Here is a 21,826-nt window from a genome sequence, read left to right on the forward strand (position 1 = left end):
AATTTCACAATATTATCAATGATATTATTATAATAGCTGGTATAAATGGATATAGTTACAGAAAAAAATCTTTAAAAACCGTTATTCAAATCAATATTATAAGTAAGAGGTCAATTTTTTACCCCAGGGGGTCAAAAGTTATTAGTTGACATTTGCAAAGGAGGAGGAGTCTTATGAAGAATAAAAATATATTTTTTATAGAAATTTTTATAACCCTTAGTCTTTTTAGTGTCTTTTTTACTTTTTCAAGTATTAATTTAGCATCTATGCTTGGAATCTCAAAACATGCAGCTGAAAAGGTTATAGATATCATTGATACATTTTCAACGGTAACAACAATTATTTCAATTATTACAGCAGTTATTGGAGCAGGAGCAATTACAGCAGGACTTGTTGCTGTTGCAAAAAAAAATGATAAAAAAATATGGCAAAAGATATGCAACTATGTGGTAATCTTTTTTAATTAAAAAGGGAAGAATGATTTAATCATTCTTCCCTTTTCAAGGAGGAGATAAATATCAAATTACTCATAAAATATTGGATAAATAATTTTAAAATAGTTGAAGATACATTTATAAACTCCTTTATTTTTTTGTTCGTATATATTTTCATGATCTTAAGTTCTTTTTTTCTATATATTTTTCTTCTAGATAAAAATAATTTTTTAATAATTTATTTTTTTTCATTTCTATTATTTGACTATAATTTTCCTAATATTATTTCACTATTAAAACAGTATAGAAATGTACATTATTTAGTATCCAGGGAAGTTACTGCTAAATATGTTATATTTACTTTTTTAAGATTGAATCTTTTTAGCAGTATATTTATTATTTCAAATATATTGTTATTTTTATTATATTACAATGATTATAAAAAACTATTATTTTTGTTAATTAATTTTTTACTTCAAATTACCTTATTTTTTGTGAAAATATATACAAAGAAGGAAAAGTATATACTTATAGTTTTTGTTTTTCTTTATTTATTGTATATTTTAAAAATAAACATATTATTTTTTATTCCTGTTATTATTATTAATGTTATATTTTTATATCGCACATGGTTTTCACAATTAAAAAATATAATTATTAATGATAAAAAGTTTTCAGAATACCTTTTTTATTCAGAAAAAATTACTTCATGTCACTCTTTAATACTTTTTTTTAAGAGATTACCATTAAAAGAGTATGCTGAATTCATATTCGTTTGTTTTGGAGCAATTATTACCTATCATTTTTTTGGATTATATTCAGCAGAATATTTTTTAATAATTTTGTTACTAGCAGAATTAGAGATAGTTTTTGAAAAAAATTTTTTAAATTTTGACAGAGAATATAGTAAATATATATTTTTTAAAACCACAATACGTCCATATAAAAATTGGTTTCTTAATTCATATGAATTGAAAATAGGAATTATTTTTACCGTTATTATATTTTTATTTTTGTTTTTTATAGTATTTTCTGAAGGATTAAATTTTTACATTTTATTATTTTTTATAAATCTTCTTTTACTAATGGTGTACATAGTAAAATCTTATATTTTCGTTTATTACAAATCTCTTGAAAATAAAAGAAAAATAAATCATTATTTTTTGTTTGCATTTATAATATTTGTGGCAATAATTTTTCAAGTTCCTGATATGTATAGTAAAATCTTTTTTAAAATCCAAGGGTATCGCAAAATATATGGAGAATTCTTTAAAATTACCTTTTTGATGATTTTAAATATATTTAATATCCATAAACTGATATCTGATTATATTTTTAAAAAAAGGTGAATGTATGCCAAGAAAAAGACATATTTCTATTTATCTAATATTGTACCTATTTTTATGTTTTGAATTAATATATTTTTATGATAAGATATTTTGTTTATCCGGGGAAATATATGCAATACCACAAAAACATAGCTTTAAATTAGCTATTGATATTATATTAAATAATTTAAAAAATTTTATATCTTATATATTTTTATTTCCTTTAATGCCAGTATTCTGGATAATTGATCTATTTTCAACAACCTGGAGTATTTATATTGGTATAAAATCAGTAGGTTTATATAATACTTTTGATAAACTTTTTCCACATATTGTTATAGAATTTCCAAATTATATTATCTATTCTTATATATCCTATTGCCTTATGCTTAATTTTTATAGATTTAAATACAATGTGATTTTAAAAATATTTTCTGAATATAAGAGCATTTTATTAATAAATATTTTTTCTATTATAATAAGTGGGTTTGTAGAAGGTTTAATATCCTAATAAATAATAGGAGGAAAATTCTAAATGCTTGAACTTAAAAACTGCTCTAAGAAATATGGAAATAAAGTTATTTTTGAAAATGTATCCTATACTTTTTATAATAATATATATTGGTTAAAAGGAGAAAACGGAATAGGAAAAAGTGTATTTCTTAGATGCCTTTCAAATATAGAAGAATTTAGTGAAGGAATATATAAAAATAATTTTAAAAAAATTTTGTATATTCCAGAATTTTCACTTAATGAAGACTGGCTAACATTAGAAGAAAATATAAGATTATTTATGTATTATCATAATATAAAAATTACAGAAAATACCTTTAAAGAGATTTTAAAAAAATTAAATATAAATGATTTTTCCATATTTCCTTATAAAGCGTCTATGGGGACAAATTTAAAAACAATTTTTTCATTAATTTTTATACCAAAAGTGTGGAGTTTAATTGTAATTGATGAAACTCTTTCTCATATTGATATAAAAACACAAAATATTATATTTAATGAGTTAAAAAAAAGAGTATCTGAAGGAACAATAATAATATTTACTTATCACGGAATTTTAAATAGTCATAAATTTATAGAATTAACCTTAAAAAAGGAAGGGATATTTTGTGATTAAAAAAGAACACATTATTTTTCTTTTAACTTATATTGGTGCATTATATATATTTATTTCTTTTATTTTTGAATATTTTCAAAATAATCCTGAAATGAAAAAAAATATTGTTGATTTAGCTCAAAATATAGATATAAATATTTTATATTTAGATAAAATAATTATAGTTATTTCTTTTATTATTTTTTTCTTTTCATTTGTAATAGAGATATGGTTAAATAAATTATTTTTTGATTTTTTCTATTTGAAAATTAAAGAATTAAAGTTAGCAATAGGTATTTTAATAAGTAACATCTTCTCTATATTGATAGGTATCTTCCTTTTAAAAATAAAAATAAAATTTTATATATTACTTGTATTTACAAATTTTATTGGAATACTGATAATGATTATTTTATTTTCTGACGAATTAAAAAATAAAAAATTGTATTATGGTATATTTTTTGGCATAGTATATAGTATAAATTTTGTTATCCATTATTTTGGTAAATAAACCTTATTTTTTAAAATTAATATGGTCACCTTTTTGGTGACCATATTAATTTTATTCTTCTACCCAAACAGAGACAGAACCTCCATTAACTTTAAATTCTGCCCATCCATAATCATTTGTCCAAATTTCCTCTTTTATATTCCCCAGCAAATCTATAAACTTTGTTTTTTTCTTTCCAACATACATCCATTTGCTTCCACCAGGACCATCCGAAAGTATTACTGCCATGCTTTTTGGGTGTTCTTCGTCTCCCAATCTTGTCCAACCAATTATGTCTTGGTGATCTAAATAATCATATTGCTTTCCATATGAATATAACTTTCTTGCTTCAATAAGTTTTTTAATTGTCCCATATTGTTCTTTTATTCCAGGAGCACCATACATATCCCCATAAAAAACACATGGATAACCATCTTTTCGCAATAGAATCATTGCATAAGCTAAAGGTTTAAACCAATCCTGTACAGGAGAAGATAAAGACTGACCAGGCTGTGTGTCATGATTTTCAACAAAAGTAACAGCTTTTATAGGATTTTTCTGAACAAGTGTTCCATTAAAAATATTTCTCATGTCATAATAGCCCCCAGAATTCGATGCCTCGTAAAAATGTTGATGCAATGGAACATCAAAGAGAGACATTCTACCTTCTGTTTTTGATATATAATTTTCTAGTTTATTAATATCTGTACTCCAATATTCTCCAACTGTAAATAATTCTTTTCCTAATACATTTCTCATATAATCCAGCCAATCATTAAAAAAACTAAATTTTATGTGTTTTACAGCATCTAATCTAAATCCATCAATTTTTGTAAAATTAACATACCATTTACCCCATTTTTTAAGTTCTTGTACAACTTCAGGATGATCCATATCAAGATCTGCACCCATTAAATAATCATAATTAAAATTTTCATCATCCACTTCCCAATCCCATGCCTTTCCAATTCCATTAAACCTGAATATAGCTTTTTCACCAGTGTTTTGATCCCAATCTACACCATCAAAATGATACCATCTCCATTTAAAATCTGAATATTTATTATTTCGTCCTGGAAAATTAAAAAGTGTCCATGCTTTTATTGTTTTATTTTCAATTTCAATATTCCTATTATTCCATGAAACTTTTGTTGCATTAACCCATTCTGTATTATCTGCTCCCATTTTATGATTAAATACAATATCGCCATAAACCTGTATATTATATAAATGGGCATTTTCAATTAATTTTAAATATTGTTCTTTCGTTCCGTATTTTGTTGAAATAGTACCTTTTTGATTGAATTCTCCAAGATCATACAAATCATAGACTCCATACCCCACATCACTTTTTCCTGCCTGCCCTTTATATGCTGGTGGAAGCCATAATGCCGTTATCCCCATTAAGGCTAAATCTGGAATTTTTTTTGATAACTCTACCCATAATCCGCTTTTGGTTTTCTCATTATATTCTGGCAAATACCATTGAAAGGCCTGTAGCATTACACCATTTACAGCTTTTATATATTTTTCAACTTTTATATAATGAGTATCATCATAAAAAGTTATTTTATAAGTGGTGTAAGGTTCAACTTCATAATCATTAGCGGGATAACTTTCTTTCCAATCACCAAAATGATCTATCTTAAATCTTGGTTTTCCATAACCATCTCCATTATTAAATTTAATTATAATTTGCCATGTATGAGGACCTATTTTAGACATATGAGTAATTCCCCAATTGTTTGGTGTGCCTCTAAAATATGCATTCCCCCATTCACTTTTAACTTCTTTTAAAATTTGTTTCTTTTCATGATATGATGTTTTCAGAGTTTGGTTAACACATCCATTTAAAATGAAAAAAAAAGATAAAAAAAACATAAAAACAAAAGTTACCACTAACTTTTTCATTTTTCCTCTCCTTTCATAAAAGATGTTATTTTTTTTTAAGTATAGAAATTATATAATTCTTAGTTTAATTTTAAAAAGATAGAAAATAAAAGTTAATATACAAAAATTAAAAATATCACCTTATAATCAATAATAAAAACAAATAATACATCATAATAATAAAAAACTCTAATGCAGGTATTAAATATAATAAATACCCACATTAGAGAAAAGTAATTAAATTTATTACTGTATTAAATTTCTTATAGCTACATTCAATGTTGTTGTTAATGATAAGGTTAAATTATATTTATTTAATTCTGGAGAATAGAATCCTGCAAATTCAAAATTTAAAGGAATCATTGAATCGGTTAAGAAATAAAGTTTTGGCGATAATACAATTGATGTCCCTAATAAATTCTTTTCATCGGTATATTTATATAAAGCATTCAATGATATATTTACATTACCTAAAGAAAATAGATTATATACATTTAAACGATTTTCAGCATAAAAAGTCTGATGAAACAATTCAACATCCAATCCATAATAATATTTAACCTTGCTAAATTCAAAAGTAAATGTATTTGGAAATTCTTCATCAAATATTACTTCCCTGCCATTAAGCGCATTAAACATCTCAGCATTTGAATATGCAGCTTCTATACTGAAAGAATTAAAAAACTTTGAATAATTATCAAAGAAATATGCTGCATTTCCAATAATTCCATAATTATATTCATTATCTTCATTCATAAAATAATAACTACCATTTGTATATAATCCTGAATTAAATAATTCAGAAACTTCAAATCCAGTATATACATAATAATTTTCTAAATCAAAAAGTTTTAAACCACCATAAAAAGCTTTATTCCCTGTTAATATTTTTGAAGGTAATCCTATATCAAGTTTTTGAGATAATGCAAATAATAAATCAACATTAAATTCCTGAAATTTATTAATATAATCAAATGAAAAGTCCGATGAAAGTGAAAGCCATGGTGACGGATTGTATTTACCAATAAAATAAATACCTTCATATATTAGTTTTTTATCAAACCATGAATAGAAATCTTTTGGTTTTTTCATTAATGAAAAATATCCTACACCTAAAGAATAATATGGATATGCTTCAAATGCTAAATAAGCCGTACTTTTTGATTCTAAAATATTTATTGGTTCATAATCTGTTTCAAAATTTATAGAATACGAATCATAATCTGAATAATTTGAATTTTCAGGAATTAAATTTGATTTTATTATTACAGGATAATGATTGTTTCTTCTATTCACATCAAATGTATGCATATCAGGATCAATATCTATTCTTTTTATATTGGAAATATCGTATTTTAATACGGTACTATCTGTTGTTACAAAATCTATTGTAGCCTCTTTAGTTATAACCTGAACTCTAACTGGAACATGCTTATTATCTAAATCTATAACGAAATGATTATCCTGATATTTTATTGATGGATCGAAATTCTCTTTACTTTCAAATAAATCATATACAATTTCTTTTTTAACTCCATTCTTTATAAGAAATTCATAAAATTCTTCCTCTGAAGGATCTTTCTCATTATATTGTTTATAATACTTCGCAAGTAGTTCTGTGAATTTCTTTCTGGTTAATAGTTCTTCTAAAGAAAATAATGCTCTTTTTCCTTTTATATAATAAATTGAGGAAGCAAAGTTATATGGAATTTCATCAATGTTATCAGAAACTGCATTTTCTATATCAAAATACTCTAAATAAAATATACTTTTTTGATCCATTTCTGAAAATGTTTTGGGCATATTTTTAACAAGAGATTCTGTTAAAAAATCTGGCAAATAAAAGTTCATTAATGGATCATTATCATACTTTTCAAACATGGAAATATGCGCAGAATAATCTGCAAAAGCCTCACTCATGAAATTATTGTCAAAAAAATCAACGCCAACACCTATTCCAAACCAGAGATGTGCCAATTCATGTGATACTACATAAAATGTAAGTGGCTCAGTCAATCCCGGCAATAATAAATCTGCTGTGGTAAAAAATCCATCCCCAAGCAAAAACATTCCATCTGCTGCCATTCCATACATTCCCGGATATGGATCCTGAACTACATTTATATGAGAATACTTTAATTTCCCATAATTTTCTGTATGTATTTCAAGCGCTTTTATTACATGCGTTGCCATTACAGCAGCTCTTTGTTCCTGGCCTTTTTTATACCAGATAGAAATTTCATAATCTCTGGCTTTAAGCTTTAATTCATTATAAACGTTTTTTTTCACAAACACTATTGGAAAAGAACGAAATTTTCCTTCTGAAACATAATAACCATCTATATATTTGCCAGAAAATACAGGAATATAATCTTTATTATTAATAGAATTAAACCTAACTTTTATATTATGCGCTTTTAATACATATCCGCCATTCTCTGGAAGTATCATTGGATACCATCCAAAACGCCATATAAATATGTCCTGATATGCAACATTATCAGCACCGTTCATTTTTACAAAATATGTTTTAAACTTGATATGTATCTTCCTTTTATCTGTTTTTACAAGTAACACGCTATTTTTCAATTGATATTTTCTCAAATATTTAGAGTTATAATCTCCAATTGTATAATCCAGAGGTTCATTTTTCTCATCAGTAACCGTTAAAATCTCCATTTTTGTTTTACTATTAGATTCAAATAATGCATTTAGATATGGATTGTCTTTGCTATCCAAATTTGGATATAATATAAATTGAGGTTTTTCGCCATTTTCCAATTCAACAGTCATATTTCCCCAAACAGCTGCTTCATCAGGAAGAAAGGTTAAATCAATTGTATATTTTGCTGAAAATACTATCACAAAAGATAATATAACCATAATAATCAGTAATACCTTTTTCATTTATTTCCCCCTCCAAGCATTTCATCAAGGAATTTAACAGCATTTTCTTCTGTATAACCTATACTTTCAAGAAGTTCTATGGCAAAAGAACGTGTTATTTTTTCAGTAAGCAATAACTCTAAAATCTTCTTTTCTTCAATTGTTAATACCATATTTTCCTCCTTTAAATTAGAAGAGTCTTTTAAATTTTCATTAACTTTATTATTCTCCTTGTTTATTTTTTCAACATTTTCAATTCTTTTTAATTCAATATTTAAATCACCAGAAACACTTATAAAATCAATTATTCTATTTTCTCTTTTTTGATTAAATTCCACATCTATACCTTTTAAATATATATCTCCACTTGCTGTTTTTTTATTTACATAAACCTTTTCATTTCCAGCAATAACTAAATCACAATCACCAGAAACATTCTTTACATAAACCTTTTCAAAGTCTTCGATTAAATAATCCACACTTAAATCACCAGAAACATTCTTAAAGTCTATAACCTTACATGGAGTTTTTGAAATATCAAGATCACCACTGGTACTTGAAAAATTGATTACATCAATGGAAGAGTTATTTATGTCAGTATCTCCAGAAACAGTTTTTATATCAAATTTTTTTAAAGTTATGCCGTTACAGTCACAATCACCGGTAACACTATTAATTGAAAGTTCTTCAATATCTTTAGAAATTTTTAATGTTGCATCACCATATACTCCACCTGAAAATCCAAAAAATTTCTTTAAAAAGGAATTTTCTTCTTTTTTTACCTCGATAATCCATGTATCTCCTTTTACGTTTTCAACAATTTCACAATCCGATGGAAGATCATCATACTCAAAAATATTTGTTTCATTTTTTGATGAAACAACATCAAGATCAATACCTACTGCTTTAATAACAATCTTCTTCACTCCATCCCGCGTTAAGATTCCATTCATTCTTTATTCCCCTTTCCTTTTAAGATTTCTTTGGCTTCTTCAGGAGTAAGTTCTCCTTTTTCTATTTTTTCAAGGATTTTCAAGGTATCAACTGTATTCTTTTTCTCATCAAATCCCATAGCCCTTACAACACCTTCAAGCCTTGCTTTTGCTGTTGGATATGATATGCCTATTTCTTTTTGAACATCAGAAAGATTTCCTCTGTTTTTAATAAATATCTTTAAAAAATATAATTGTTCATCTGAAAGTTTTGCAAAATCATCAAGGTGGAAACTACCTTTTATTGTAATATCACATGTTGGACATCTAAATTCAGAAATAACAAGATCACCACCACATACAGGACATCTGGTTAAACGTTTTTTCTTCATCATGTCACCTCCAGGAATTTAAAAATTTTTATTTACATAATAAATAATACCACTTAACTTTAAAAAAGTCAAGTGGTATTATTAAAAAAATAAAAATCCATATTCAAATAATTTTATTATATGATTTTAATTTAAATAATTTCAATATTAACCTTTAATTTTTCTAAGTCCAAAATTTCTTTCATACTTTTTCCATTTACACTTTTTATGAAATCTTCAATTACAGCAACATCATATCCTTTTTTAATTGCAGTTTTAATTGTTGCAAGGACACATACATCACCAGCAAGTCCAAAAATAATAAGTTTTTTAAAGTTATTTTCTCTAAGAAATTTATCCAGTTCTGTTTCATTTTTTGTTTCCATATCCTCGTAAAATGCTGAATAACTATCTGTATTTTCTGTTGTTCCTTTTTTTACGAGGAAATCATAATGTTTTATAAATAATTCATTTCCATATGTTCCTTTTATACAATGAGGTGGCCATTCATTAAATGATTTGTGATTTTCAGGATGATCATCTTTACTTGCAATAATGGTATAACCAATATCTTTTGCTTCCGCTATAAATTCATTAACCTTTTCTATCCATTTTTCATCCGTACCTTCTACAGGCAATTCTTCTGGACATCTAAGAGTAAAACCATTTTGGCAATCAACACATAAAATTGCAGTATCTTTAATATCATAGTTTAAATCTTTCATTTTTTCAACATACATATAAAAAACCTCCTTTTTGTTAATTCATCTTTAATTATACTAAAAAATAGGAAAAATGCAAAAAAGACAAATATAATGAAAAATTTTTCATTATTTGATAAATTTCGAGAATAACCGTTGCTTTGTAAAGTTTTTGAGGTAAAATAAGTATGGTATAATAAGATGGAAAATTACAATCCAATAAGGAGGGATATAAAAATGGCAAAGATGATAAGAAAAAATTATTTGTTGGCACCAGGTCCAACACCAGTTCCAATTGATTTATTATTAGAAGGTGCAAAGGATACAATTCACCACAGAACACCTCAGTATTTAGAAATTCAAAAGGTTGCTTTAGATGGTGCTAAATATATTTTCAGAACTGAAAATCCTGTATTTATTTTATCCTCTTCAGGTACAGGAGCTATGGAAACAGCTGTTGCAAATACCTTAAATCCAGGAGATAAAGCAATAGTTGTTGTAGCAGGTAAATTCGGAGAAAGATGGATGGAAATTGCAAAAGCTTATGGAATAGATCCAATAGTAGTTGACCTTGAATGGGGAGATTATGTAAAACCAGAAACAATAAAAGAATTATTAGAAAAAAATCCTGATGTAAAAGCTGTATTTACAACATTAAGTGAAACATCAACAGGTACAGTTCATCCAATAAAAGAAATTGCTGAAATAGTTAAAGATACAAATGCAATAATGGTTGTAGATGCTATTAGTGGTATGTTAGCTCAACCATTAGAAATGGATGCATGGAATCTTGATATTGTAGTAACAGGTGTTCAAAAAGGATTTATGATGCCTCCAGGTATCGCTTTAATATCAGTTAGCGATAAAGCATGGAAAGTAATCGACGAAAATAAAAATTATCATTATTACTTTGATTTAAAAGCATACAAAAAGAAATATCCAGATTCACCATACACACCACCAGTTAACCTAGTATATCAATTAGCAAAATCAGTTCAAATGATTGAAGAAGAAGGTATTGAAAATGTATGGGAAAGACACAGAATTATGGCTGATGCCACAAGAGCTGCAGTTCAAGCAATGGGATTAGAATTATTTGCTAAAAATCCTGGAAATGTTTTAACTTCAGTAAAAGTTCCTGAAGGTGTTGATGGAGGTAAAATATTAAAATATTTAAGAGATGAAGAAGGAGTAACATTTGCTGGTGGTCAAAATCACTTAAAAGGTAAAATAATAAGAATTGCACATCTTGGTTATATGTCAAAATACGATGTAATTGTTGGAATAAGTGCTCTTGAAATGGCATTAAAGAAATTCGGATTTGATGTTGAATTAGGTGTAGGCGTTAAAGCTGCACAGGAAGTATTCATGAAAGAAGGTGTTTAATATGTGGATTCATATAAATGACCCTCTTGATAGTGAAGCAACAGAAAAACTTAAGGCCGCTTTACCTGAAGCAAAAATAACAATAGAACATTTTGAAAAAGATGAATTAATTGAAAAGGTTAAAGATTTTGATGTTTTGGTTGTAAGAAGTGCAACTAAAGCAACAAAGGAAGTTATCGAAAATGGAACTAATTTAAAATTAATTGCAAGGGCAGGTATGGGGTTAGATAATGTAGACCTTGAAGCAGCAAAAGAAAAAGGAATAAAGGTTATAAATACACCAGGTGCAAATTCATTATCAGTTGCTGAATTAGTTGTTGGATACATGCTTTCAGTATACAGACATTTAGTAACAGGAACAGTTACATTAAGAGAAGGAAAATGGGAAAAGAAAAAATTAAAGGGTTTTGAATTAACAGGAAAAACCCTTGGTATAGTAGGATTTGGAAATATTGGAAAATTAGTAAGAAAATTAGTAACAGGTTTTGATATGGAAGTGCTTGTTTTTGATGTTTTCGAAATTCCAGAAGAAGTTCAAAAAGAATATAATGTAAAACAGGTATCCTTAGAAGAATTAATTAAAAACTCTGATATAATTACATTACATGTACCTTTAACAGAAAAAACAAGACATCTCATTTCAGAAAAAGAATTTGAAATGATGAAGGATAATGTTGTAATTATCAACGCAGCAAGAGGTGGAGTTGTCGATGAAGAAGCATTATTAAAATACCTCGAAAACGGAAAGGTTCTTGGTGCTGGATTGGATGTGTTTGAAACTGAACCTCCAACATCAGAAATACAAATGAAATTATTAAATCACCCAATGGTTGTTGCAACCCCTCATATTGGCGCAACAACAAAAGAAGCGCAAAAAAGAGTAGGGCTTGAATTGGTAGATAAAATTGTTGATATAGTAAAAAATATGTAATTTGTTAAATTATTTTAATAATTTTTGCTATATTTTGAGTTATAATATACTTGTAAAATTTAAAATATGGAGGTGTTAACCGTGAAAGTATTCGTAGATAGAGATGCATGTATCGGTTGTGGTGTTTGTGAAAACCTTTGTCCAGATGTATTCAAAATCAATGACGAAGGTAAAGCAGAAACATTAATGGAAGAAACAGATTTACCATGCGCACAGGACGCAGCTGATTCATGTCCAACACAGGCTATCTCAATTGAAGAATAATATCCTCTTACAGACCAACCTTGGAAAAGGTTGGTCTTTTTTATTCAATTTTATATAAAATTTATTCAATAAATTGCAAAATGCATGTTTTGCGAATTATAGATTTTGATATTTTGAAAAAATGTTGTATAATAAGAATTGAAATTTTGTTAATTACAATCTGGAGGGGGCTAATATGAAAAAAAGCAAAGTAATTGTTGTTACATCTGGAAAAGGAGGAGTAGGAAAAACCACCATATCCGCTAACATAGGCACTTCTCTTGCTTTATTGGGATATGATGTATGTTTAATAGATGCGGATATTGGATTAAAAAATCTTGATCTTGTATTGGGATTGGAAAATAGAATAGTTTACACTATCCTTGATGTTGTAAAAGGCGGAAAATCTCCTCTTGAAGCTGTTGTAAAACACAAACAATTAAAAAAGCTTAACTTACTTGCATCTTCGCAAATAGCTAATAAAGATATGATTTCTCCAGAAGATATGAAAATGATAATAAATGAACTTTCAAAACATTTTGATTATATAATTGTTGACTCACCTGCTGGAATTGAGAGAGGATTTAAAAATGCTGTTGTTGCTGCACAACACGCAATTGTTGTAACAACTCCTGAATTAACAGCTATTAGTGATGCTGATAGAGTAATTGGGTTATTGGAAAATGAAAAATATGATGAAGATAGTATATCATTAATTGTAAACAGAGTAAAACTTCACATGGTAAATAGAAATGAAATGCTATCTCCTGAAGATATAAGGTCTGGACTTGCTGTTGAATTATTAGGTATTGTTCCGGATAGCGAAGAAATAATTATTGCAACAAATAAAGGAATCCCTGTTACAATGGAAGATGAATCAAAGATTTCAAAAATCTTTATGAATATAGCAAAAAGAATCTCAGGTGAAGAGAATCCTATTGAAAACGACCTTGCTTTATTAAAAGAATCCTCAAAAACCGGATTCAAAGGATTCCTGCAAAAGATATTTGGTGGCAGGTGATATGAATGGGCTGGTTTAATTTCGGAAAGAAAAAAGCAAGTAGAGATATTGCTTTAAAAAGAATGCAAAATCTCGTTGGAAATAGGAGAGAAAAGGTAACAAGGGTTGTCTCAAGTGAAAGCAGAGGCAATGTTGCTGTTATGGAAAGAACAAATGTAAATATTAATGTAAATGAAATGTCAAAAATGATAAGGGATTATGTTTATAAAAAAGCTAAAATTGATAAGAAAAATGTCAAAATTCATATTAGTAAAGATGAAAATGGTTATACAATAGTAACAAATATCTTTTTCAAGTAAAAGAGGTGATTTAGATGCTTAAAGAATTTCATATTAGAACTTCTACAAGAAATGAATTTATAGATATTACCTCTCAAGTTGAAAGTTATATTTCTGAATCCAATGTTAAAGAAGGTATTGCAATTATTCATGTTCCACATACTACTGCTGGAATAACAATAAACGAAAATGCAGATCCTTCTGTAAGATATGATATGACATCATTTTTAAGCAAGCTTATTCCTAATTTAAAGGAATTTACACATATGGAAGGAAATTCTGATTCTCATATAAAATCCTCACTAATAGGTCCGTCTTTAACTGTTATAATAGAAAATGGCAGATTGCTTTTAGGAACATGGCAGGGAATATATTTTTGCGAATTTGACGGTCCAAGAATGCGAAAATTTTATGTAAAAATAATCGAAGGATAATAAAAAAGGGACGTTTAAAACGTCCCTTTTTTATTATTTAAATTTTAAATCTTTTTATTAAATCTTCAAGTTTTTTAACTGAGTCTTCCAATGTTTGAGAAGTTTTCAAAAGTTCTTCACTACTCCTCTCTATATGAATAAATTCTTCTTTTGACTCTCTTACATATTCATTTACGTTTAATACATTTTTCGATGCCTGATCCATAGCAGCTGCCATTTCTTCAGATGATGCACTCTGTTCTTCGGAGCTTGAAGCAAGACTTTCGACCATACTTACTATATTTACAACAGCATCTTTTATCGCTGTAAATTCATTTGAAACCTCTGAACTTTTTGAAGAAACCCTTTCTATTATTTCAGAAACATTCATTGATTTCTTACTTACCATATCAGCTTCATCTTTTATTCCTTTTAAAAGATCTGATATGTTTTCTGTAGCCTTTCGTGTTTCTTCTGCAAGCTTTCTTATTTCATCTGCAACAACAGCAAATCCTTTACCAGCTTCTCCAGCTCTTGCAGCCTCAATTGCAGCATTTAATGCTAAAAGATTTGTTTGTTCTGCAATGCTGATAATTGTATCAACAATTTCACCAATATTTGCTGATTTTTCCTGTAAGCTCTTTACACTCTTTGTATTTTCTATCGCTGCATTTTTAGCCTCTAATGCTATTTCTAAAATTTCATTTATACTTTTTTCCCCAATTTTAACTGATTCTTCTACATCTGTACTTTTCTGACTTAAATTCTGTGCGGCCGAGCTTACCATCTGAGCTGCTGATGCAACCTCTTCAATTCCTGATGTTGTTTCTTCAATGGAAGATGCTGCATTATCTGATTCTGTTAATGCAATGTCTAATGTTTGTTCAACCTTTTGAGTTACTTCTCTCAATTTATTAGATGCGTTTAACACATTGTTTTTCTCTATACTTAATTCATTATTACCGGCTATAATTGACTCTATAAGATTTTTAAGAGATACTCTCATATTTTCAAGAGATTGTTCCAGATGTCCTATTTCTGATTTTGATGTAATCTTGATTTCTTCATTTAATATTCCCTGTTCAATTTTTTTAATATTTAATACCAGCATATTTATTGACTTTGTAATTAATATCTTCATTATATAAAAAATAACAAAAACCAAAATAACCAGTATAGCAACTAAAATAACTGCATTTTGCATGGTTGAATCATATAAAGGTTTATATATTTCATCCTCATATGCTGCTAAAACAACATATAAATCCCCACTCATCCTTTTTACATAAGCTATCTTTTTATACAATTTATCAGAATCTTTTGACTTTGGATAATAATATTCATAAAAACCTTCACCTTTTTCTATAGCCAGATCAACTATTTTTTTACCTGTTTTTGGATCAACAGACGTTGCTGGCTTTCCTATTTTAGATTTATCTTTATATATAAAATACCTACCATCTCTGGTATATACTATAGGATATGTATTATCTCCTACATATGAAGCAGTATACAAATCATTATACAAATTATTTAAAAATTCTTTTTTTCTTTCAGCTAACTTTTTATCAATATCATCTATATATACTCCCGTTCCAACCAACCATTTAAATTCAGGAATCCAGAATATTACACTTATTTTTGGAAACTTTTTATCTTCAGGTTCTCCAGGTTTTCCCCATTCATATTGAAGAGTTGCTGTATTATCCCCTTTTTCATATGCTTTTTTAGATAACTCTATCATTTCTTTTACTATATATTTTCCATCTTTAGATTGTAAAGAAGACAGATTTTTTCCTTCAAGAGATGGTGAAGCCGCATGCATTATCGTTTTTCCAGTTTCATCAAAAATAAAATAATATCCTGTTCCATTATCATATCTTAAAATCCTTATCTGTTCCTTTATAATATTCTTTGCTTCTTCGCTTGAAATCTCTCCTTTTTTCATTTTTTCAATATATACATTCACTATATCTTTAGCTATATCATTTAATGTTTCCAGTCTATCAATAGCTGCTTTCATCATTTCATTTTGTAATTCCTGTGTCCCAACTCTGTATGTTTCCATTGTTGTTGCTATACTCTCAACACTCTGTTTTAAAATTCCATTTTTTACATATCTGTCTGTTAGATTTTTAATATTTCTATGTGTTGAAAATCCATTTATTAAAAATCCAAGAACTATAACCACTGTTACATAGAAAATTACTTTAAAACCTAACGTTTGATGAAATTTAAGTTTTTTCATACTTTCACTCCCTTTTTCATATATACAAAAATTATATATATAATTTCTTATTAATATTATATCACATTTTTTATAAAAATTAATATATCATTGATATATTAATTTTATGAAACAACAAAAATACCAGGTTTTAATGCAAAACCATTAAAACCTGGTATTAATCATTGTTATATTAACTTTTATCTTTTAATTTCTTTTTCATATTTTTTAAACTATACATATTCTGATCCGCTTTTAATAAAATCTCATCAATATCACTATTTGGAATATATCTTGCAAATCCAAGACTTATACTATAATGAATATAACTATATTTATTTAAATGCTCCAGTTTTTTATTTATTGTATCTCTAATTCTTTCTGCATCTTCAATAGTACAATTATATAACCCCATAAAGAATTCATCGCCACCATATCTCGCAACAACATCTGAATGTCTAACAGAAGATTTTAATATATTTGCTATATTTTTTATAGCTTCATCACCTTTAGAATGGCCATATACATCATTTATTGTTTTTAAATTGTCAACATCCACAAAACCTATTACAAGAGGCTTGTTTTCTCGTTTTGACAATAATGCCAGTTCTTTTAAAATTTCCATGCCAGCTCTTCTATTATATAACCCTGTTAACGAATCATAATGAGCAAGTTTTTCAAGTAAAATCTCATTTTCCTTTAACTTTGTAATATCTCTGCTAATTAAAGCAACTCCATATTTTTCTCCACCTTTATATATTGGATAATAGCTATTACTTACCCAATATATACTGCCATCTCTTCTTTTTATAGGTTTTTCTATAACGAAACTTCTTTCTTCATTATATGCTTTTTCCAATTCTAATAAAAATAACAATTCTCCTTCAAAAATTTTTCTTAAATTAGAACCTTTTGTGATATTTTTATGAAAATCCGTTCTTGTCCTCTCTTTAAAAACATTATTAACAAGTATAACATCAAAATTCTTATTTACAAATAATATTCCATCTATACTATGTTCTATAAATGATTCCAGAAGTGCCTGAGATTCTTCGAGTTTCCCCTTGGTATTTTGAAGCTCTTCCATATTATGTTTTAAAGTGTTATATAATTTTTCAACTTTCTTTTTATTTTTCTCCAGCTCTTTATTTCTTTCTAACAATTCTTTTGTCTTTTTTTCTATATTTCTTCTCATTAGATAAATAAAAATAATTAATATAAAGGTTATTATGCCTATAAGCAAAAGTACCGGTAAAATCCAGGTTGGAATTTGCTTTTTATATAAATATTTATTGATAATTTTATAATAATAAGATTCATCATTTCTCTTTAATTCTTTAAGTCTTAAATCAAGTCTATCTATAATTGGTTTTAATGATTTATTACTATATATCATATATATATCAACTGTATTCAATATCAATTGTGTTTCTTTTATATCATACTTTTTTCTGGTATTTAGACCAAAAATCCTGCTGGCAAGAGCATAATCAACTTCACCATCTTCCAAACTCTTAAAAACTTCTTCATATGAATTATATTCTTTAAATTTTATATTTAAATTCAAATCACTATCTATCTTTTTTAACCCCTGTGGTCCTTCATAATATACATCTTTTTTCAATACAGCAACACTTTTATTTTTCAAATCCATAAAACCATGAAGTGTAACATTTTCTCTGGAAAATATCTGTCCCCAATCAAATAGCAAAGGTTCTCTGCTATATTCAAAATATTTTGCTCTCTCTTTTGTATATGCCACACCAAACATAATATCGGCAAGATCATTTTTTAAATATTCAAGACCATCTGCAAAATTTAAATAAATATATTTATAATCTATTCCTTCTTTTTTAGCTATATAATCAAATATTTCCGGAAATATACCTTTTACCTTCCCATTATCAATATACATAACCGGTGGTGCACTATATATAACCACCGTCAATGGTCTTGCTATCGTAATCGTTACCATTATTATTATAATAAAAAAAAGAAACATTTCTTTTTTCATTCCAACACCCCTAATTGAATTGTATGGTTAGATTCACCATATTCATCAAAGGATAATTCACCAAATGTTGTTTTAAACCTATATTTAAAAAATGAATCTCTTATCGCATTAACTTCTCTACCTTTATTTTTTATAATTTTAGATATTACTTCAAGAGCCTCGTAGGTACCACATGCATATATTGTTGGTTCTCTTTGATATAGTTCTTTATATTTTACAAAAAACTCTACATCTTCTCGAGGTTTATATCTTAAATAATATGAATATATAACATTCTTTTTTACATTTAATAAATCAGAGAGTTGATTTTTATCAATCCATGGCGTTATCACTATATATACATCTTTATTAATTGATTTAAGATAATTAGCTATCATTGCTGTATTGGTTACAGAATTAATTAATAAATACACAAAGTTCTGTCCTTCGTATATATTTTTAACCTGTTCCAATATTGAAATATCAGAATTTTTTAATACACCATAATATATTTTTCCGTTATAATATTTTTTAAAATTAACGAAAGAATTATTTATATAAAGCGGATTTTCAAAATCTTTTATCACAAGTAATTCATCTGTTGTTTTATTTAAATATTTAGCAATTGCTTTTTGTTCATTTTCATTTGATATATTTAACCTAAAAAAATTATCGTTTTTGTTTTTAAATTTATCTGCAGTAATTGAAATGCCAATACCTATAATCTTTTCATCCTTTAATTTTCTATATATAGGTTCAAATAATGTGGACGATGAATCAAATAATATTACCCTTACACCTTTTCTTTTTAATTTTTCAAAAGCTTTTTGCGCATCTTTGACATTTCCCCCATCATCTTCTATAATAATTTCAAGTTTTTTAGAATCAGGATTTAATTTTTTAAACAATTCTATACCATTTATTGTATCAGAAACCATAAACGCTTCATTGCCATTTAGACTGGCTATAACCCCAACCTTAAATGGCATCATAATTGAATATATGACATAAATTATAAGTATGGCTCCTAAAGTAATAGATAGTATTTTAATATTTTTTTTCATTGAAATCCCTCACAAAAAAAAGTTTTTCATTTAGATTATATACAAAAAAATAAAATTTGTAAACATTTCAGTTATAACATTCGATATTCTTAATATTTTTGTAAGCTTTTTTCAATTTTTTCAAGAATTTCTTCTTTAAATTTATTATTAAAAACTATAAAAAGGTATTCATCATTTTTTTCACGAGCTCTATATGTAAGATTATAACTTCCAATTAATACCCCTTTTTCATTAATTAATATTTTTAAATGCATATTTTTTTTATTATCCTTTATAAATTTTACTTCAACACCTTTTAAGTATCTTAGAATATTTATATTTTCCAGATTCCAATCATCTGCATATATTTTTATTTTTATATTTTTTCTTGTTGAAAGTTTCTCTATTAAATACGCAATTCTTGAATCAGTAAAAGAAAAGGTATATATGTTTAGAAACTCATTTGTATTCGTAATAAAATCTTTTACCGTATTATATATGTTTTCAGAAGGACCGGTAACTATTTTTATTTTTCCAAATTCTTTTGTAAAAATTTCTTCATTTATTATTTCTTTTTTCTTACCAAATTTTCCTGATGCAAAATTTTTAAATTCTTTTAAAAATAAATTTACAATTTTTATATCTTCAGAATATATAAAAAGATTTATGTCTTCAAAAATACTTCCTGACGTAAAATTTCCAGTTCCAAATAACACGCTTTTATTGTTAAAAATTATAAACTTTTCGTGTAAATAACCTTCATAGTTTCTATCAGGCAATATATAATTTAAATTGCCCTTTAAATCATTTTCTATAAATCCTTCTGTCTTTCTGGAATCGAGTATATCTATAAATGGTTGTGAAATACTTAAAGAAACAAATTTTATATTTTCAGATAAAAAAGATTTCTCTTTTATAAAATAAAAGAGTTCCTGTGAAGGAGTTATGAAAATTTTATACGGAAATGTCATAGAAGAAAAAATTATTATTATATTTAAAATAATCTTTCTTCTCATATTAAAACTTTATTCCGGTAAAACGTAGAAAAATACAGCAATAAAATGTGCAACACTACCAGCAAGAACAAATAAGTGCCATATCATATGTCCATATGGCAATTTTTTCCATATATAAAATACAGCACCTATTGTATATGCAAGTCCTCCTATTACAAGCCACATTAATCCACCATATGGTAAATTTGCAACCAATGGTTTTATAGCTACGACTACTAACCATCCCATCATCAGATAAAAAATCGTTGAAAGGATTCTGAATTTCTTTACAAAAAATATCTTTAAAATAATACCGACTATTGCCAGACTCCAAATGGTAATAAATAACGTCCATCCAATTTTTCCATTTAGTGTAACAAGAGTAAATGGTGTATATGTTCCTGCTATAAGCAAATAAATTGACGAGTGGTCAATTATTTTTAAAAATTTTTTTATTCGTGGTTTTTGAATGCTATGATAAACTGTAGATGCAGTATACAAAAGAAGTAAAGTTGAACCATAGATAGCAACACTTAATGTCTTCAAAAAGTTATTTGTTTTTGCAGAAAATATTATCAATATAATCAATGCCACCAGACTGAAGATAATACCAACACCATGAGTTATGGCGTTGGCGATTTCTTCACCAAGAGTATATTCCTTGTATTCAGTATTTTTTGTACTCATTTTTCATCCCCCTTATTAAGTTTTTTTTCTATTTCAAGTACTAAACCTTCAGCTGTTGCAAGATTTGTTGCCAAAGGTATATTATGAACATCACATACTCTTAGTAAAGCAGATACATCTGGTTCATGGGGTTGAGCAGTAAGTGGATCTCTTAAGAATATAACAAAATCCATATTACCTGATGTTATTAACGCTCCTATTTGTAAATCACCACCATATGGTCCTGATGCAAATTTTGTAATTTTTAAACCAACCTTTTCCTCTATTAAGCTTCCTGTTGAATTAGTTGCATATAAATTACATCTTTCAAATACATGTTTCCACTCTCTAACAAACATCACGAGATCAAGTTTCTTTTTATCGTGTGCTATTAATGCTACATTAATCACATTCTCTCCTCCTGAATTTAAATTTATGATATAAATAAAAAGCGACCTGATTCTTCTCAGGTCGCGAATTTTTAAACATC

20 protein-coding genes and 1 pseudogene are annotated in these 21,826 nt (G+C 26.8%); 10 read left to right on the forward strand and 11 right to left on the reverse strand.

Going from position 1 to position 21,826, the window contains the following annotated elements; genetic code table 11:
* The first annotated feature begins 173 nt into the window (after nucleotides 1–173).
* From LN42_RS02995 to LN42_RS03015, 4 genes and pseudogenes are all read left to right on the forward strand, one after another.
* Nucleotides 174–453: pseudogene (locus LN42_RS02995) on the forward strand (uberolysin/carnocyclin family circular bacteriocin).
* Between the two features lie 1,334 nt (nucleotides 454–1,787).
* Nucleotides 1,788–2,273: an integral membrane protein gene (locus LN42_RS03005; protein WP_014296053.1), complete on the forward strand. Its 486-nt coding sequence runs from the start codon at nucleotides 1,788–1,790 to the stop codon at nucleotides 2,271–2,273.
* Between the two features lie 24 nt (nucleotides 2,274–2,297).
* On the forward strand, nucleotides 2,298–2,891 hold the full coding sequence (locus tag LN42_RS03010; protein WP_014296054.1) for an ATP-binding cassette domain-containing protein: 594 nt from the start codon (nucleotides 2,298–2,300) through the stop codon (nucleotides 2,889–2,891).
* A complete protein-coding gene (locus tag LN42_RS03015; protein WP_014296055.1) occupies nucleotides 2,884–3,381 on the forward strand; it encodes a hypothetical protein in 498 nt (165 codons plus the stop codon). Before LN42_RS03010 ends, LN42_RS03015 begins: the two co-directional genes overlap by 8 nt.
* Before the next feature lie 51 nt (nucleotides 3,382–3,432).
* Here LN42_RS03015 and LN42_RS03020 read toward each other — a convergent pair whose 3' ends face one another.
* The 5 genes from LN42_RS03020 to LN42_RS03040 all read right to left on the reverse strand — a co-directional run bounded on the left by LN42_RS03020 (nucleotide 3,433) and on the right by LN42_RS03040 (nucleotide 10,179).
* Nucleotides 3,433–5,271, reverse strand: a complete 1,839-nt coding sequence (locus tag LN42_RS03020; protein ID WP_014296056.1) for an alpha-amylase — start codon at nucleotides 5,269–5,271, stop codon at nucleotides 3,433–3,435.
* A gap of 225 nt (nucleotides 5,272–5,496) precedes the next feature.
* A complete protein-coding gene (locus LN42_RS03025) occupies nucleotides 5,497–8,157 on the reverse strand; it encodes a M1 family aminopeptidase (protein WP_014296057.1) in 2,661 nt (886 codons plus the stop codon).
* Nucleotides 8,154–9,089 carry a DUF4097 family beta strand repeat-containing protein gene (locus LN42_RS03030; RefSeq protein ID WP_014296058.1) on the reverse strand — a complete coding sequence of 312 codons (936 nt, stop codon included), beginning with the start codon at nucleotides 9,087–9,089 and terminating at the stop codon, nucleotides 8,154–8,156. The genes LN42_RS03025 and LN42_RS03030 overlap by 4 nt, the downstream gene beginning before the upstream one ends.
* Complete coding sequence (locus LN42_RS03035) at nucleotides 9,086–9,460, reverse strand: DUF2089 domain-containing protein (protein WP_014296059.1); 375 nt, start codon at nucleotides 9,458–9,460, stop codon at nucleotides 9,086–9,088. The genes LN42_RS03030 and LN42_RS03035 overlap by 4 nt, the downstream gene beginning before the upstream one ends.
* Before the next feature lie 131 nt (nucleotides 9,461–9,591).
* Nucleotides 9,592–10,179 carry an isochorismatase family protein gene (locus LN42_RS03040; RefSeq protein ID WP_014296060.1) on the reverse strand — a complete coding sequence of 196 codons (588 nt, stop codon included), beginning with the start codon at nucleotides 10,177–10,179 and terminating at the stop codon, nucleotides 9,592–9,594.
* 198 nt (nucleotides 10,180–10,377) lie between these two features.
* Between LN42_RS03040 and LN42_RS03045 the strand changes: the two genes are divergently transcribed.
* From LN42_RS03045 to LN42_RS03070, 6 genes are all read left to right on the forward strand, one after another.
* Complete coding sequence (locus tag LN42_RS03045; RefSeq protein ID WP_014296061.1) at nucleotides 10,378–11,526, forward strand: alanine--glyoxylate aminotransferase family protein; 1,149 nt, start codon at nucleotides 10,378–10,380, stop codon at nucleotides 11,524–11,526.
* 1 nt (nucleotide 11,527) lies between these two features.
* A complete protein-coding gene (locus LN42_RS03050; RefSeq protein ID WP_014296062.1) occupies nucleotides 11,528–12,457 on the forward strand; it encodes a D-2-hydroxyacid dehydrogenase in 930 nt (309 codons plus the stop codon).
* An 81-nt stretch (nucleotides 12,458–12,538) separates the two neighbouring features.
* On the forward strand, nucleotides 12,539–12,721 hold the full coding sequence (locus LN42_RS03055; RefSeq protein ID WP_014296063.1) for a ferredoxin: 183 nt from the start codon (nucleotides 12,539–12,541) through the stop codon (nucleotides 12,719–12,721).
* A gap of 175 nt (nucleotides 12,722–12,896) precedes the next feature.
* Nucleotides 12,897–13,721 (forward strand): septum site-determining protein MinD, encoded by an 825-nt coding sequence (gene minD, locus LN42_RS03060; protein ID WP_014296064.1) that lies wholly within the window; start codon nucleotides 12,897–12,899, stop codon nucleotides 13,719–13,721.
* A 5-nt stretch (nucleotides 13,722–13,726) separates the two neighbouring features.
* Nucleotides 13,727–14,020, forward strand: a complete 294-nt coding sequence (locus tag LN42_RS03065) for a hypothetical protein (protein ID WP_014296065.1) — start codon at nucleotides 13,727–13,729, stop codon at nucleotides 14,018–14,020.
* A gap of 14 nt (nucleotides 14,021–14,034) precedes the next feature.
* Nucleotides 14,035–14,433 (forward strand): secondary thiamine-phosphate synthase enzyme YjbQ, encoded by a 399-nt coding sequence (locus LN42_RS03070; protein ID WP_014296066.1) that lies wholly within the window; start codon nucleotides 14,035–14,037, stop codon nucleotides 14,431–14,433.
* Nucleotides 14,434–14,470: 37 nt separating this feature from the next.
* Here the strand turns inward: LN42_RS03070 and LN42_RS03075 are convergent, their stop codons facing one another.
* The 6 genes from LN42_RS03075 to LN42_RS03100 all read right to left on the reverse strand — a co-directional run bounded on the left by LN42_RS03075 (nucleotide 14,471) and on the right by LN42_RS03100 (nucleotide 21,746).
* On the reverse strand, nucleotides 14,471–16,660 hold the full coding sequence (locus tag LN42_RS03075) for a methyl-accepting chemotaxis protein (RefSeq protein ID WP_075780328.1): 2,190 nt from the start codon (nucleotides 16,658–16,660) through the stop codon (nucleotides 14,471–14,473).
* A gap of 172 nt (nucleotides 16,661–16,832) precedes the next feature.
* Nucleotides 16,833–18,653 (reverse strand): diguanylate cyclase, encoded by a 1,821-nt coding sequence (locus tag LN42_RS03080; RefSeq protein ID WP_014296068.1) that lies wholly within the window; start codon nucleotides 18,651–18,653, stop codon nucleotides 16,833–16,835.
* Complete coding sequence (locus LN42_RS03085) at nucleotides 18,650–19,696, reverse strand: ABC transporter substrate-binding protein (RefSeq protein WP_075780329.1); 1,047 nt, start codon at nucleotides 19,694–19,696, stop codon at nucleotides 18,650–18,652. Before LN42_RS03085 ends, LN42_RS03080 begins: the two co-directional genes overlap by 4 nt.
* 89 nt (nucleotides 19,697–19,785) lie before the next feature.
* Entirely contained in the window at nucleotides 19,786–20,691 is a 906-nt protein-coding gene (locus tag LN42_RS03090) for a phospholipase D-like domain-containing protein (protein ID WP_014296070.1), read from the reverse strand.
* A 9-nt stretch (nucleotides 20,692–20,700) separates the two neighbouring features.
* Entirely contained in the window at nucleotides 20,701–21,357 is a 657-nt protein-coding gene (locus LN42_RS03095; RefSeq protein ID WP_014296071.1) for a hemolysin III family protein, read from the reverse strand.
* Nucleotides 21,354–21,746 carry a methylglyoxal synthase gene (locus LN42_RS03100; RefSeq protein ID WP_014296072.1) on the reverse strand — a complete coding sequence of 131 codons (393 nt, stop codon included), beginning with the start codon at nucleotides 21,744–21,746 and terminating at the stop codon, nucleotides 21,354–21,356. The genes LN42_RS03095 and LN42_RS03100 overlap by 4 nt, the downstream gene beginning before the upstream one ends.
* Between the last annotated feature and the right edge of the window lie 80 nt (nucleotides 21,747–21,826).

Origin of the sequence: Marinitoga sp. 1137 (assembly GCF_001941525.1) — a bacterium.
GTDB classification, from domain to species: domain Bacteria; phylum Thermotogota; class Thermotogae; order Petrotogales; family Petrotogaceae; genus Marinitoga; species Marinitoga piezophila.

What these genes read in the sequence shown, in the direction of transcription:
- LN42_RS03005 (WP_014296053.1), top strand. Translation starts at nt 1,788, where the DNA reads ATGCCAAGAAAAAGACATATTTCTATTTATCTAATATTGTACCTATTT.
- LN42_RS03010 (WP_014296054.1), top strand. Translation starts at nt 2,298, where the DNA reads ATGCTTGAACTTAAAAACTGCTCTAAGAAATATGGAAATAAAGTTATT.
- LN42_RS03020 (WP_014296056.1), bottom strand. Translation starts at nt 5,271, where the DNA reads ATGAAAAAGTTAGTGGTAACTTTTGTTTTTATGTTTTTTTTATCTTTT.
- LN42_RS03025 (WP_014296057.1), bottom strand. Translation starts at nt 8,157, where the DNA reads ATGAAAAAGGTATTACTGATTATTATGGTTATATTATCTTTTGTGATA.
- LN42_RS03030 (WP_014296058.1), bottom strand. Translation starts at nt 9,089, where the DNA reads ATGAATGGAATCTTAACGCGGGATGGAGTGAAGAAGATTGTTATTAAA.
- LN42_RS03035 (WP_014296059.1), bottom strand. Translation starts at nt 9,460, where the DNA reads ATGAAGAAAAAACGTTTAACCAGATGTCCTGTATGTGGTGGTGATCTT.
- LN42_RS03040 (WP_014296060.1), bottom strand. Translation starts at nt 10,179, where the DNA reads ATGTATGTTGAAAAAATGAAAGATTTAAACTATGATATTAAAGATACT.
- LN42_RS03045 (WP_014296061.1), top strand. Translation starts at nt 10,378, where the DNA reads ATGGCAAAGATGATAAGAAAAAATTATTTGTTGGCACCAGGTCCAACA.
- LN42_RS03050 (WP_014296062.1), top strand. Translation starts at nt 11,528, where the DNA reads ATGTGGATTCATATAAATGACCCTCTTGATAGTGAAGCAACAGAAAAA.
- minD (WP_014296064.1), top strand. Translation starts at nt 12,897, where the DNA reads ATGAAAAAAAGCAAAGTAATTGTTGTTACATCTGGAAAAGGAGGAGTA.
- LN42_RS03065 (WP_014296065.1), top strand. Translation starts at nt 13,727, where the DNA reads ATGGGCTGGTTTAATTTCGGAAAGAAAAAAGCAAGTAGAGATATTGCT.
- LN42_RS03070 (WP_014296066.1), top strand. Translation starts at nt 14,035, where the DNA reads ATGCTTAAAGAATTTCATATTAGAACTTCTACAAGAAATGAATTTATA.
- LN42_RS03075 (WP_075780328.1), bottom strand. Translation starts at nt 16,660, where the DNA reads ATGAAAAAACTTAAATTTCATCAAACGTTAGGTTTTAAAGTAATTTTC.
- LN42_RS03080 (WP_014296068.1), bottom strand. Translation starts at nt 18,653, where the DNA reads ATGAAAAAAGAAATGTTTCTTTTTTTTATTATAATAATAATGGTAACG.
- LN42_RS03085 (WP_075780329.1), bottom strand. Translation starts at nt 19,696, where the DNA reads ATGAAAAAAAATATTAAAATACTATCTATTACTTTAGGAGCCATACTT.
- LN42_RS03090 (WP_014296070.1), bottom strand. Translation starts at nt 20,691, where the DNA reads ATGAGAAGAAAGATTATTTTAAATATAATAATAATTTTTTCTTCTATG.
- LN42_RS03095 (WP_014296071.1), bottom strand. Translation starts at nt 21,357, where the DNA reads ATGAGTACAAAAAATACTGAATACAAGGAATATACTCTTGGTGAAGAA.